Below are 13,021 nucleotides of genomic sequence, written 5' to 3'. Positions count from 1 at the left end.
TTAATTAAAATTGAACATTAGCACCAAAAAGAAACGTTCTGGCCTGTGGATAATAAGCTCTGTCAATACCAAATGTATCTCCTCCTGCAATTTCAGGATCGTAACCTGTATATTTTGTAAATGTCACTAAGTTTTCTGCTGTTACATAAAATCGTATTTTAGAAGCACCAATAGTTTTTGCGGCATCTTTAGAAAGTGTATATCCTATCTGAACTAATTTTAAACGAAGATAATCTCCTTTTTGAAGATAATAATCAGACATTCTTGTATAATTTTGGTTAGGATCATCTTTTGTAAGTCTTGCAATTGTATTGGATGTACCTTCACCCGTCCAACGATCAAGAATTGCTGTTTGATAATTAGCTTCAGGAATATCAAGCCTTCTTAAACCCTGAAAAATTTTATTTCCTGCCTGTCCCTGTGCAAATACCATAAGGTCAAAGTTTTTGTAATTCATATTTAAAGTAAACCCAAAAGTATATTTTGGTACAGAATTTCCGAGATTTACATAATCATTCTCATCTATTTTACCATCTCCGTTGGCGTCTAATCTCTTAAAATCTCCAGGTTTTGCATTAGCCTGAATTAATCCTCCGTTTGAGTTTGTATAAGCATCAATTTCTGCCTGATTCTGGAATATTCCTAAATTCTGATATCCATAGAAAGAACCGTAAGACTGACCTACCTCTAATCTTGAAACAGTTCCTAGAGTTTGGAATGAAGCAAAATTAACATACTCTTTTCCTCCTTCAAGCCTTGTAATCTCATTCTTTAGATAAGAGAAATTACCATTTGCAGAAATTCCGAAATCGCCCCAGTTTTTCTTATATCCCAAAGTAACTTCAATACCATCGTTGTTCATATCCCCAATATTTCTCCAAGGATTATTTATTAATCCCAGATAACCAGGAACTTCAACCTGCCTTAAGATATCTGTGCTTTTTTTTCGGTAAACATCAACACTTAGGTCGAAGTTTCTAAACAGTTTAAGATCTGCAGCAATATTAAATTGAGAAGTTCTTTCCCATTTCAAATCCGGATTTTCCAGAGTGCTTGGAGCATAACCAATATGGATAATATTATCACCAAAAGTATAATTACTTCCCGCAACCAGGAAGTTTGCAAATTGGAAATCAGAAATAGCATCATTTCCTAATACACCATATCCACCTCTTAGTTTCAGGCTGTTTAATACATTATTTTGCGGCCAGAAACTTTCATTAGATACATTCCATCCCAAGGACATTGCAGGGAATGTTCCCCAGTGATTATTTCTTCCGAATTTTGATGATCCGTCTCTACGAACAGTTCCTGTGAAAAGATATCTGTTATCATAGTCATAAACTACCCTAGCAAAATAAGAAGCCTTGTGTGTCTGCTTTCCGTCCCAGGCATTTGATGTTTTATCGGTTGGCGCAATATCAAAATTGAAAGATGCTTCCTGCCAGTCATTTGTTGGAAGATTTTTATATGTTGTATTTTGTCCGTAAGAAATGTTATATTCATAATATCCTTGCCCCAATAACACATTTAAGTTATGTAAGCCAAATCTGTTTTGGTATGTAAGGGTATTTTCGGTATTCCATTCAAACTTTTTCTGAATCTCCCGGAATAAACTGTTTGTAGAATTTGAATTAGCAGAGCTTAAGTAAGATTTAGGAGTAAATGCCTGATTTCCCCAGTAAGCTAACTTACCATTTACACTTGATTTAAAATTGAAATTCTTATTGATTTTCAGGTCGCCGAATATATTGGCAACAATATCATCAGACCATCTGTATCTGCCTCTCTGAGTTTCCTGAAATGCTAAAGGATTTGTCATCTCTTTACTCACATAATGTGAAATCCCATATGGATTACCATTTGGATCTCTTATAATATTGGCATTATTTGTATAATCACTAGGAAATGGCTGGCTTGCAACATTCGTAACAACTACAGGTGTTGTAGGATCAAGGTTGATTGCTGAACTTAAAGGACCTCCAAATTCATTATTATCACTAATTCCTTGCGCTTTTACATGGGTGTATGCAAAAGTCTGACCTATTGTTAAGAAGTTAAATACTTTATGTGTTGAATTAAATCTTGCGTTTATTCTTTTGTAATTTGAAATATCTCTTAATACAATACCCTCTTGATCATAGTATCCAAATGAGGTATAAAAAGTAGATTTATCATTACCTCCGTTAAGACTGAACTCATGTGATTGACGCTGTGCAGAATTGAAAATTTGTTTTTGCCAGTCACTTCCTACACCTAAAGATCCAGGATTAGAAAACATCGGTGCGCGCCCATCATTGGCATTCGCCTCATTCATAATGGTAGCGTATTGACTTGCATTTAATAAATCCAGCTTTCTAGCAGCGTTTCCTACTCCAAAAAAACCATTATAGGAAATATTCATTCTTCCTTTGGCACCTTTCTTTGTAGTGATTAATACGACCCCTTTTGCTGCAGAAACACCATAGATTGCCGCCGAAGCACCATCTTTTAGAATTTCCATTCCTTCAATGTCAGATTGGTTTAGCCAGCCGATATTATCTACTACGATACCATCAACAACCCACAAAGGATCGTTACTTCCCGCTCCAAAACTTGTAATTCCACGGACACGTATAGTAGGGGCACTTCCAGGCTGTCCTGAATTTGAAATTACAGAGACACCCGCTGCCCTACCTTGCAAAACCTGCTCCGGTCGGCCCGCAGCAGGAGCATTTTCGATATCACTTGCCTTGATACTTGAAATAGCACCGGTAACATTACTCTTCTTCTGAGTTCCATAACCGATCATTACAACCTCTTCGATTTTCTGCTCTTTCTCGAGGGTGTCATTCTTTGTGTTCTGGGCATTGAAATTGGCAGTAAAATAAAGCACTGCAACCATTCCCAAACTTCTAGATATTCTTACATTCATATACAGTTAGTTTTTTAATTCTCAAATTGAGACAATAAAAATATATTTTTTTTCTTTTATTTAACATTTTATTAATAATTATTTTAATTTTTCGTTTATTTTTGGGGGTTTAAAGGCATAATTTTTATCTTTAAAAAGCTATTTTTTGTTAAAATTTTAATGATAACCGTCCCCAAAATGACAACCAAACTTTCAAAAATTTCACTTCCGCTGCGACTTACTTTTCTAATTTTTTCGATGGTGCTGAATTGTATGGGTATCGTTATCCTCCAGCTTTCAGAGGCAAAAGTTACCTATGAAAAACTTGGTTTTTTAGAATCATTCAAGGATCTTCCGATTGCATTTATTTCACTTTTTGCAGTAAATTTTATAAGCAGATTTGGAACGAAAAAATCACTCATTCTGGCTTTAACAATTGTTGGGATCTGTTCACTTATTTTACCATTTGTGGAAGTATTTTGGTTTTACCGGCTGTGGTTTGCAATCATCGGGGCCTGTTTTGCGATTGGCAAAATATGTGTTTTCGGGATTATCAGGAATAATATTTCAGAAGAAAAAGCACTCGCCAAAACCATGAACAGCGTAGAAGCGTCTTTTATGATAGGAATTTTTGTGGTGAATACAGGTTTCGGATGGCTTATTTCCAGTCAGTATTCACAATTCTGGAAATTCGGATTTTTATCAGTTTCCCTTCTATGTGCTGTTACGATCTTTTTATTTTCAAAACTTCCCGTTTCAGAGCCGGAAAGAATAAGGAAAGATAATATTATAAAAGATCTTGCGGAAATTTTTAATCCGATATTAATCATATTTTTGGCGGTTATTTTTTCTACCGTATTTCTTGAACAGAGTTTTAATTCCTGGCTGCCTTCTTTCTATAAGAAACATTTGAAAGTCAATTCTTTTTTTGCATTGCAGGCTTCATCATTTTTAGCACTATTTTCTTATTTGGGAAGAACAATTACGGCAAATATCATTCACAGATTTTCACTGTCAAGATATTATATTTTTTGTATATCACTTATCATAATGGTACTGATCATCATCATAGGAATACAGTTTTTTGACACCGAAGATTCAAGGGCGCTTTTGTTCCTATTTCCTGTAATAGGATTATTTCTAGCCCCGCTCTACCCTGTTATCAATTCAAAAATGATTGCAAGGATAGATAAATCCAGAGCAAACCTTTTTACATCGCTTATTGTTATTTTTTCGTCTTTAGGAAGTTCTGTAAGTTCTATTATTATGGCCCTTTTATTCGGAAACGAACTGCTGTCTTTCTATCCGCTGTATATCTTATCTGCTGTTATTGTGATATTTATAATTAGTTTAATTTATTTTAGATTTGCAGATAAAGAAATTTAGAAAATAATTTTATTTTTACCACCATGAAAATGAATACCGAAAAAAATAAGGAAACACTCCGGGAACTTATTGATACAAAAGATTTTGTAGCACACGTATCTGTCGACTGCACCATATTCGGTTTTCATAACAATATTCTTAAAGTTTTGCTTTTAAAATACCATGATCTTGATTTGTGGTCTCTTCCGGGAGGTTTTGTATTCAATGATGAAGATCTTCGCGAAGCGGCAGAAAGAGTTTTACATGAAAGAACGCATCTTAAGGATATTTTTCTGAAACAGTTTCACACGTTTGGAAGAATCGACAGAACAGAGAATAATGTGCATCAGATCCTGCTAAAAAATAAAGGTATTGAAGTTCCGAAAGACCACTGGATTTTCCAGCGATTTATCACAGTGGGCTACTGCAGCCTTATCGATTTTTCTATTGCAAATACTTTTCCCGATGCTTTCAATGAAACCTGCGAATGGTTTGAAGTCAACAACTTACCTAAAATGGCTTTCGATCACGACAGAATTATTGAAACCGGACTGGAATATTTAAGAATGAATATCAATACGGAAGTGGCAGCAAGTAACCTTCTTCCCGAAAAATTCACCATGAAAGATCTTCAGTGCCTGTATGAAACAATTTTAGGACAGAAATTCAGAAGAAATAACTTTCAGCGCAAAATCTTAAGCTTAAATATTTTAGACAGACTTGAAAAACTGTATGACGGATCTGCTAATAAAGCGCCCTATTTATACAAATTTAAAAACAGAATTTACAATCCTACCAATCAATACCCTATTTCCAACGAAGAAGAGGAAAACTGATTTATTGTTTTTAAACCGATACATCAACATAAACTATTAAAAATCAGCTTATAAAAAGACATTCAAAAAAATTTCTCTGAAATAGTTAAAAGTCTTATTTTTAGGAAAATTAAAATATAATGTCATATTATTCCCTTACAAGCATTCCCGATTATTACGGGATTGATTCCTTACTTACCGAAGAACACAAACTTATCCGCCAGTCTGTAAGAGATTGGGTAGAAAGTTTTGTAATGCCACAGATTGATCATGCTGCACAAAACCACACTGATATCCCGAACCTGATGAAAGAATTGGGACAGATCGGAGCTTTAGGACCTTATATTCCTGTCGAATACGGTGGTTCCGGACTGGATCAGATTTCCTACGGGCTGATTATGCAGGAGCTTGAAAGAGGTGATTCTGCCGTGCGTTCTGCGGCTTCCGTACAAAGTTCGCTGGTAATGTTTCCTATCAATGAATTCGGTTCTGAAGAGCAGAAGAAAAAATATTTACCTAAACTCGCAGCCGGAGAAATGATCGGATCCTTCGGTCTTACCGAGCCTAACCACGGCTCTGATCCCGGTTCTATGGAAACCAACTTTAAAGATATGGGAGACCATTATCTTTTAAATGGTGCCAAAATGTGGATTACCAATTCGCCATTGTGCGATATTGCTGTAGTCTGGGCTAAAAATGAAGAAGGCAAAGTACAGGGATTGATTGTTGAAAGAGGGATGGACGGTTTTACTACTCCGGAAACCCACAATAAATGGAGTTTGAGAGCCTCCAAAACAGGAGAACTTGTTTTCAATAATGTGAAAGTTTCAAAAGAAAATTTACTTCCGGGAGTTACCGGATTGAAAGGACCTTTATCTTGTTTAAATTCAGCGAGATATGGTATTTCATGGGGTGTCATCGGTGCTGCTATTGATTGTTACTGTACTGCAGTTCAATACTCTAAAGAAAGAAAGCAGTTCGGGAAACCAATCGGTTCTTATCAGCTGCAACAAAAAAAATTAGCAGAATTTTTAACGGAAATCACGAAAGCTCAGTTACTTTGCCTGCAGTTGGGGACTCTTAAAAATGAGCATAAAGCTACCCCGGCACAGATTTCAATGGCGAAAAGAAACAATGTGAAAATGGCCATTGATATTGCAAGAGAATCCCGACAGATTTTAGGAGGAATGGGAATCATGGGAGAATTCCCAATGATGAGGCATGCTGCGAACCTGGAATCTGTAATAACTTATGAAGGAACTCATGATGTACACCTTCTTATTACAGGTCTTGACATTACCGGAATAAACGCATTTTAAATAATCAAAAAAGGTGGCTTCGATATTCTCAGCCACCTTTTTTTAATTTGAATACGTCTTAATTTCTTCAATAAAATTAATATTAGGATTCAGGATTTCTTCAATCAGGCTCTTTACGGATTTCATAGCATCCTCAATATTTCCTTTCTCAAACTGAAGAGAAACTACTCCTTTTTTAGCTTCGGCAAAACTCCAGATTCCTGTTTCTACAGGCATTCCCCAGAACTCGGGGAGATTTTCAACCACATATTGATAAATGCAAAGCTGCAAAGCCTGCTTCCGGTCACTGTTATGGAAATATTCATCAATTTTATCTTCATCGATTTTTACAACGAGGTTTTTGATTTTAGCTGTTTTATAATCTATAATTCTAAGCGTTCCGTTAAGCCTGTCGATTCGGTCTATAAAACCAAAAAAAGAGATTTTATCGTTTTCATTTAAATAAAAATCTACTCCTTCAAAGCGTTTTTCAATATCAATAATTTCTAATGAATTTCCACTTTTCACCAGCTCTAGATCATACGTCAGAATTGTTTCAATTACTTTTTTAGCAATTGCCCGATGAATAAAATTCATTCCTTTTTCATAAAATTCCGGCTGGTGTTTCAGTTTGTCAATAGCAATTTCTATATAATGATCTATTGCTTTAATTGAATTCTTTAAATCATTTTCTTTTAATACTTTACCTTTTAAAGCCTCATAAACTTCTTGAAGTGAGTAATGAACAAGATTTCCATAGTTTTTCACAGAAAGTTCTTCTTCAATCTCATCTGTTTCAGAGGTGTTCAGAATTTTTGAAAGATAAAAATCAATAGGGTTATACAGGTAACTGGTAAGGTGGGATGCCGAAACTTTTGCTTTCCATTTTGCCAGTCTTTCCAGAACGATATCCGTTTTCTTGATTTCAATGGCCTGTGTAATGATAGGCTCCGAAGAATTCTCTATAATAAGATGTTCAATTTCATGGGAGCTTTCCATTTCGATCTGCGTAATAAATCTACTTTTTTCTCCGGTATTTACACCCGAACTTAATGCATTAAACAACAGGTGAACATTCTTAGAATCCTGAATAAGCCGGTAAAAATGATAGGCATAAATACTGTCGTTTTCTAAAAAGGTATGAAGGTCAAAGAACTTTCTTACATCAAAAGGAATATAGGTATTCTGCGAATTTCCAAGTGGAAGCTTACCCTCATTCACGGAAAGTAAAATAACATTTTCAAAGTTGAGAAGACGCGTTTCCAGAAGTCCCATGATCTGAAGCCCTCGTAAAGGTTCTCCCTGAAAGTCAATACTTTCTGAATTAATATGCTGATTGATCAGGATTTCCAGTGTCTCCATTTTTATCTCAAACAGATACGGAGAAAGCTGATTTTTAATAATCCTGAAAGCATTCTCAAAATGCGAAACATTCTCATACTGAATATCATCAATGTCAAGCCATTTTATTTCCTGGCAGAAAGCAATCAGTGCATCAAGATAATCGTTGGTAGAGTTTGCTTTCTGGAGTAAATTAAAGTAGGAAAGACTGCTCAGCAACTCATTCAGAAGTTTTTTAGAAATATAGACGATATTTCTTTCCTCAATTTTAGTTTTAAAATTATTGATAACCAATTCATCTTCAGCAGATTTTGGCAGTTCTTCAAGAATAGGAAAAATATCGCGGTAATAATAAGAAGATTTATTTTTTTCCAGTTGCTTCTGAAGATAAAAAAGCTGTTTGACCGCATTTGAAAAAGAAAGGTTTTTCAACGGAAAACCCATCGTAATGTTCAGGTTCTGAATCCCATACATCACATCAAGGCTTGCAGGCAGGAGATTTTCATCCAGCAAGACTACAGCTGTATTCGAATAGGTTTTATTGTCAATTTCTTTAAAAATTTCCGGTAAAATCTTGGTTTGGGTAATATTTCCGGAAACTTCATACACTTTTATATTTTTGGGCTGGTTAAAATCGTCCTCAATCCATTTAAAAACACGACTGTCATTAAACTCTTTCCATGTTTTATGATCTCTGAGGAACTTTCCTGCTTCCTGTCTTTCATCATCAAAATAGTATCTGTCTGCCTGAAAGAAACACTGTGCTTTATTCCATTGCAGAAGGCTTCTCACCAACTTTTCCTCTACCGGAGTAAATGCATTAAAGCCGCAAAAGACAAATTCTTCTTTTGTATTTTTAGAATACTCATCAATGTGCTTTCTTGCCGTCTCATGAATCATTCCTGAGGTTGCCCAGTTTTTTTCCAGCAATTTTTTCTTTAATACCGGAAGAAAAACATTCATATTTTTCCAGAAATTGAGGAATTTTTTTCTTGGAACATCTTCATCATCACCAAGATTTTGCGCCCAGTCTTTTATTCTTTCTTCATCAAACATGTAATGAAGCACCGCCTGGTCGCTCTCTGAGAATTTCATCATGTCGTCCCAATCCTTCTGCAAAGTAGGAAACCATTTCAGAAATTCTGAAAAATCGTCATTAGGAATAAGATTAAGGCTTTTATAAACATCAAAAGCAAAAAGCCAGAGTGAAATTCCCTGGATTTCCTGTGTATCGGCAATACGATGAATGAGTTCTTCGATCATAAAAAAATTGGGTAAAAAACCGGAGTAATTTCTTTCTTTTAAAATCTGACGTATAAAGACAATAGGCCGTTTTCCGGGTAGAATGACATTAAACCCGGACAGATCCGTGTTTTGCCCAAGAAGTTCATCAATGATTTTATTCAGGAATTTCAAGACGATTTATAGCTTTTGTAATTTTCTAATCCTTCAGCAATAATACGATTATATTCCGATTGTTTGTCTTCAAGAATTCCGTTTTTTGTTTCACTGTCGTATTGTCGCTGGAAATCCTGATATTCCTTGAGAATTCTGTTATAAATTGTTTTAAAATGCCTGTCGAAATCCGAGGATGTTTTTATATTTTCTGCTACTTCTTTGCGAAGTTTACGTGCGTATACTTCGGCTACATCAAAATGTTTTTGTTCATGAAGAAGCACATAATCGTTAATCCTTTTAACATCTTTCCATGATTTATCTTCGTTAAAAACCGTATTGATTTCTATTTTAATCGGTGCTTTCGGATTTGATGATTTTACATAGGAATAAATCCAGCCACAATTGGTATAGGCGACTACATTGGTTCCTCTCTGGTTGTTTATTTTACTTTTAAAGTTACTCCAGTCTAACTTTACATTTTCGCTCCAATATATTTTCTGTCCGAATACGACATTAGCGAAAAGAAAACAGGCTAAAAAAATCCATTTCATTTATTTACTCAACTACAATTGTCTTGGTGATCCAGTTATTACCTCCGTTCCAGAATTTAAAAGTATAAATACCCGTTTTACGAGGACTGAAATTGATCTGGTTGGCAGAAGTGTACGTGGCTTGGGTACAAGGTCCGCTGGTTATATATTTATAAGCGGTAACCGTTCTGGTAAGATTGTCGTTATGAACATAATCGTAGCCATAAAATCCCTCACAATGAGACGGATAGGTAGAATACGTTTTAATGCTCTGAATACTAAAAACATCCATCGTGTCATTCACTATTTTTACGCTGTCTATTTTAATTTTATCGATGGATTCAATTGTCTGATAATCATCGTCGTCATCACAGGAAGTAATGGACAATCCTAAAATCAGCACAAAAAACAGAAGCTTTTTCATAACAACAAATTTTGATTATCAGTATATTTTGAGCAAAAATTATTCCTAAAATATGTTAAAATTTAAGAATTAAAATTGCCTTTTGACACGTAAACCACTCTTTTCGTATCAAAAAATTCTTCATCAAAATAGTTTTTAAGATTGAAAATTTCACATTTGATTCCGGCGAGCTCTTCCGCAAGATCTCCACCTTTTAAATATAAAATTCCGTTATGCTTGGGATTAAATTGTTCTTTTTCAAATTTGCCTTTCAGCCATTTCAGAAATTCCGGCATCTGGGTTACCGCACGGCTTACCACAAAATGAAATTTCTCCTTCAGCTTTTCTGCCCTTCCGTGAACGGCATTCACATTCTGCAGTCCTACACCTTCCGCAACTGCTTGTACAACAGTTATTTTCTTTCCGATAGAATCAATTAAAGTAAATTCTGTTTCCGGAAACAAAATCGCCAGTGGAATTCCGGGGAAACCGCCGCCTGTTCCGATGTCCAAAACCCTGGTTCCGGGAGCAAACTCCATTACTTTGGCAATCCCCAGAGAATGCAAAATGTGCTTCTCATAGAGTGATTCCATATCTTTCCTGGAAATTACATTAATTTTTTCGTTCCATTCATGATAAAGATCTTCCAGTTTACCGAACTGTTCAATCTGTTTTTCTGTAAGATCCGGAAAGTATTTTAGTAGTAACGTTGTAGACATGTAAAATATTATAAAAAGCAAAAATAAGTTTTTATAAGCTTTATTCAAATAACATTAACTAAAGATTCTCAGATATTACTTTTTTAGAGTTATTCTCTTTCAATATTATTATTGGTTCTTCTTAACCTTTTTGTCATTTCTTCATCCATCTTCTTCATTTTCTTCATTTCATCCGTTCCGATCCTTGCAATATATCCGTCTTTAAGCTTAAGATCAACCCTGCCTTCCTGCTTATTAACACTCATATTTTCAATATCTTCACTATTAAAAATATAACCACGCATTATTTTTTTATATTCCGTAAAGGTCATCTTTTTTACAGATTTTGGAAGCAGTGAAAAAATTTTGTTAATCTTCTTAATCTGAATTAAATTGAAAACGTGATCGTTTTCAGAATCTTTAATGCTGACAACAATTCCGGGAAGGCCTGAAAATTTATACGGACCATCGTTGATGGGATACTCTTTACTGAACCATGCTTCCCAGACTCTTCCTTTATAACGCGCGGTGGCTTTCTGGCAGCTGATACCATTTATCTTCATAAATTCCTTTTCGATCTTCCATTTCGGAACATCGTTTTCCTGAATTACAAGATGTACGGTTTTAAATTGATCATAAAAATTTATCTCCTTTTTTGTATAATCCTTTTCTACAATATAGCTTAAATTCTGATCATAAGATTTTGCCTGAAGTAAATCACCGAAATTTCTTGTAACAGCGTAGGAAGAATCTCTTTCGTACTTGGCGGCATTATAAAAATAAGATTTCATGCCATCTGTATCAAGATTCATATAATCGGTAATCACAGAATCTTTTTTACCTGCATCAGGTTTCATCTGGTAAGAATACGTAAAACGGTACTGCTGAGCCGAAACAAAAGAAACAATGAGCAGAAAGAGTAATTTATACATTATTAATATTTTAGCAATCAGAATCCAATCGAATAACTACAAACATAGTGATAAACTTTCAGCCGGACAAAAAAGTTTACTTATATTTTAATTTTCCATAAAATACTTTTTATTATATATTTGTTAAATTAGAAATTATTAAATGGAGAAACTTTCAGACAGAGTAAAACGACTTGGTTACTCACAGACTTTTGTTATGTCCAATAAGGCACGGGAAATGAAGGCCGACGGAATAGACGTTATCAGCCTTACTTTAGGTGAACCGGATTTTGATGTTCCGGATAATATCAAACAGGCAGCTTTCGATGCCATTAACCAGAATTACAGTCACTACTCTCCTGTTCCCGGATTTTTGGAACTTCGGGAAGCAATTGTCCACAAACTGAAAAGAGACAATGAATTAGAATACAAACCGTCACAAATTTGTGTGTCAAACGGTGCAAAACAGTCTATTTTAAATGTTTTGGCCGCTTTGCTGAATGACGGTGACGAAGTGATCCTTCCGAACCCTTACTGGGTAAGCTATGACGAAATGGTAAAAATGATGGGCGGAACTTCAGTGATGCTTCCCACTTCCTATGTAACGGATTTTAAGATTACAGCCGAACAGCTGGAAGAAGCCATTACTGAGAAAACCAAGGCGGTGCTTTTCAGTTCACCATGTAATCCGTCGGGTGGATATTATACCTATGATGAGTTGAAATCCATAGCGAGAGTTATCGCAAAATATCCTCATGTCACAGTAATCTCGGATGAGATCTACGAATATATCAATTACGAAACGAAAACCACTTCCATTGCTCAGTTTCCTGAAGTATATGAGCAGACAGCCGTTATCAACGGAATGTCAAAAGCTTTCGCAATGACAGGGTGGCGGATCGGGTATTCCGCATGTCCGGAATGGCTGGCAAAAGCCTGTGAAAAAATTCAGGGACAGATGACGAGCGGAGCCAACACCGTAGCACAGCGAGCTTCCATTACCGCATTAAAAACAGATCCTTCGGAATATCAGTATATGATTGACGCTTTCAGAAAAAGAAGAGATCTTGTGTATGATTTAATTAAACAAATTCCCGGATTCAAAGTGGTACTTCCAAAAGCTGCTTTTTATTTCTTTCCGGACATCTCATTTTATATAGGAAAAACATTAAACGGAACAGAAATTAAAGACTCTGACGATTTTGCCATGTTCCTTCTCGAAAACGCCCATGTCGGTTGTGTAGGCGGAGTGTCATTCGGGAGCCCGGAATGCATCAGATTCTCTTATGCAGCTTCTGAGGAAGACCTCATTGAAGCAATGAAGAGAATCAAGAATACATTAGAACAATTCAGTTAAATATAATTACAA

10 protein-coding genes are annotated in these 13,021 nt (G+C 35.4%); 4 read left to right on the top strand and 6 right to left on the bottom strand.

Features of this window, described 5'->3' with window-relative positions; all coding sequences use genetic code 11:
- Positions 1 to 4: 4 nt before the first annotated feature.
- A complete protein-coding gene (locus tag M0D58_RS01970) occupies positions 5 to 2,914 on the bottom strand; it encodes a SusC/RagA family TonB-linked outer membrane protein (RefSeq protein WP_248393209.1) in 2,910 nt (969 codons plus the stop codon).
- A 177-nt stretch (positions 2,915 to 3,091) separates the two neighbouring features.
- Here M0D58_RS01970 and M0D58_RS01965 point away from each other — a divergent pair, with 177 nt between their 5' ends.
- The 3 genes from M0D58_RS01965 to M0D58_RS01955 all read left to right on the top strand — a co-directional run bounded on the left by M0D58_RS01965 (position 3,092) and on the right by M0D58_RS01955 (position 6,392).
- A complete protein-coding gene (locus tag M0D58_RS01965; protein WP_248393207.1) occupies positions 3,092 to 4,279 on the top strand; it encodes an MFS transporter in 1,188 nt (395 codons plus the stop codon).
- Positions 4,280 to 4,308: 29 nt separating this feature from the next.
- Complete coding sequence (locus M0D58_RS01960) at positions 4,309 to 5,094, top strand: NUDIX hydrolase (RefSeq protein WP_248393204.1); 786 nt, start codon at positions 4,309 to 4,311, stop codon at positions 5,092 to 5,094.
- Positions 5,095 to 5,213: 119 nt separating this feature from the next.
- Complete coding sequence (locus M0D58_RS01955) at positions 5,214 to 6,392, top strand: acyl-CoA dehydrogenase family protein (protein WP_248393195.1); 1,179 nt, start codon at positions 5,214 to 5,216, stop codon at positions 6,390 to 6,392.
- A 42-nt stretch (positions 6,393 to 6,434) separates the two neighbouring features.
- On the opposite strand, the gene M0D58_RS01950 is transcribed toward M0D58_RS01955, so the two are convergent.
- From M0D58_RS01950 to M0D58_RS01930, 5 genes are all read right to left on the bottom strand, one after another.
- Positions 6,435 to 9,128, bottom strand: a complete 2,694-nt coding sequence (locus M0D58_RS01950) for a PD-(D/E)XK nuclease family protein (protein ID WP_248393193.1) — start codon at positions 9,126 to 9,128, stop codon at positions 6,435 to 6,437.
- Positions 9,125 to 9,661 carry a DUF922 domain-containing protein gene (locus tag M0D58_RS01945; RefSeq protein ID WP_248393186.1) on the bottom strand — a complete coding sequence of 179 codons (537 nt, stop codon included), beginning with the start codon at positions 9,659 to 9,661 and terminating at the stop codon, positions 9,125 to 9,127. The genes M0D58_RS01950 and M0D58_RS01945 overlap by 4 nt, the downstream gene beginning before the upstream one ends.
- Before the next feature lie 4 nt (positions 9,662 to 9,665).
- Complete coding sequence (locus M0D58_RS01940; RefSeq protein WP_248393184.1) at positions 9,666 to 10,064, bottom strand: hypothetical protein; 399 nt, start codon at positions 10,062 to 10,064, stop codon at positions 9,666 to 9,668.
- A gap of 62 nt (positions 10,065 to 10,126) precedes the next feature.
- On the bottom strand, positions 10,127 to 10,762 hold the full coding sequence (gene rsmG / locus M0D58_RS01935; protein WP_248393175.1) for a 16S rRNA (guanine(527)-N(7))-methyltransferase RsmG: 636 nt from the start codon (positions 10,760 to 10,762) through the stop codon (positions 10,127 to 10,129).
- An 89-nt stretch (positions 10,763 to 10,851) separates the two neighbouring features.
- Entirely contained in the window at positions 10,852 to 11,673 is an 822-nt protein-coding gene (locus M0D58_RS01930; protein ID WP_248393172.1) for a GLPGLI family protein, read from the bottom strand.
- 142 nt (positions 11,674 to 11,815) lie between these two features.
- Here M0D58_RS01930 and M0D58_RS01925 point away from each other — a divergent pair, with 142 nt between their 5' ends.
- The gene (locus M0D58_RS01925) at positions 11,816 to 13,009 is read left to right on the top strand and encodes a pyridoxal phosphate-dependent aminotransferase (RefSeq protein WP_248393168.1); all 1,194 of its coding nucleotides are present in this window, start codon (positions 11,816 to 11,818) and stop codon (positions 13,007 to 13,009) included.
- The last annotated feature ends 12 nt before the right edge of the window (positions 13,010 to 13,021 follow it).

The sequence above is a fragment of the Chryseobacterium nepalense genome, from assembly GCF_023195755.1.
In the GTDB taxonomy this organism is placed as follows: Bacteria; Bacteroidota; Bacteroidia; order Flavobacteriales; family Weeksellaceae; genus Chryseobacterium; species Chryseobacterium nepalense.
Note: the sequence above shows the minus strand (reverse complement) of the source record. Positions and strands in the feature narration are given on the sequence as shown.

What these genes read in the sequence shown, in the direction of transcription:
- M0D58_RS01970 (WP_248393209.1), bottom strand. Translation starts at nt 2,914, where the DNA reads ATGAATGTAAGAATATCTAGAAGTTTGGGAATGGTTGCAGTGCTTTAT.
- M0D58_RS01965 (WP_248393207.1), top strand. Translation starts at nt 3,092, where the DNA reads ATGACAACCAAACTTTCAAAAATTTCACTTCCGCTGCGACTTACTTTT.
- M0D58_RS01960 (WP_248393204.1), top strand. Translation starts at nt 4,309, where the DNA reads ATGAATACCGAAAAAAATAAGGAAACACTCCGGGAACTTATTGATACA.
- M0D58_RS01955 (WP_248393195.1), top strand. Translation starts at nt 5,214, where the DNA reads ATGTCATATTATTCCCTTACAAGCATTCCCGATTATTACGGGATTGAT.
- M0D58_RS01945 (WP_248393186.1), bottom strand. Translation starts at nt 9,661, where the DNA reads ATGAAATGGATTTTTTTAGCCTGTTTTCTTTTCGCTAATGTCGTATTC.
- M0D58_RS01940 (WP_248393184.1), bottom strand. Translation starts at nt 10,064, where the DNA reads ATGAAAAAGCTTCTGTTTTTTGTGCTGATTTTAGGATTGTCCATTACT.
- rsmG (WP_248393175.1), bottom strand. Translation starts at nt 10,762, where the DNA reads ATGTCTACAACGTTACTACTAAAATACTTTCCGGATCTTACAGAAAAA.
- M0D58_RS01930 (WP_248393172.1), bottom strand. Translation starts at nt 11,673, where the DNA reads ATGTATAAATTACTCTTTCTGCTCATTGTTTCTTTTGTTTCGGCTCAG.
- M0D58_RS01925 (WP_248393168.1), top strand. Translation starts at nt 11,816, where the DNA reads ATGGAGAAACTTTCAGACAGAGTAAAACGACTTGGTTACTCACAGACT.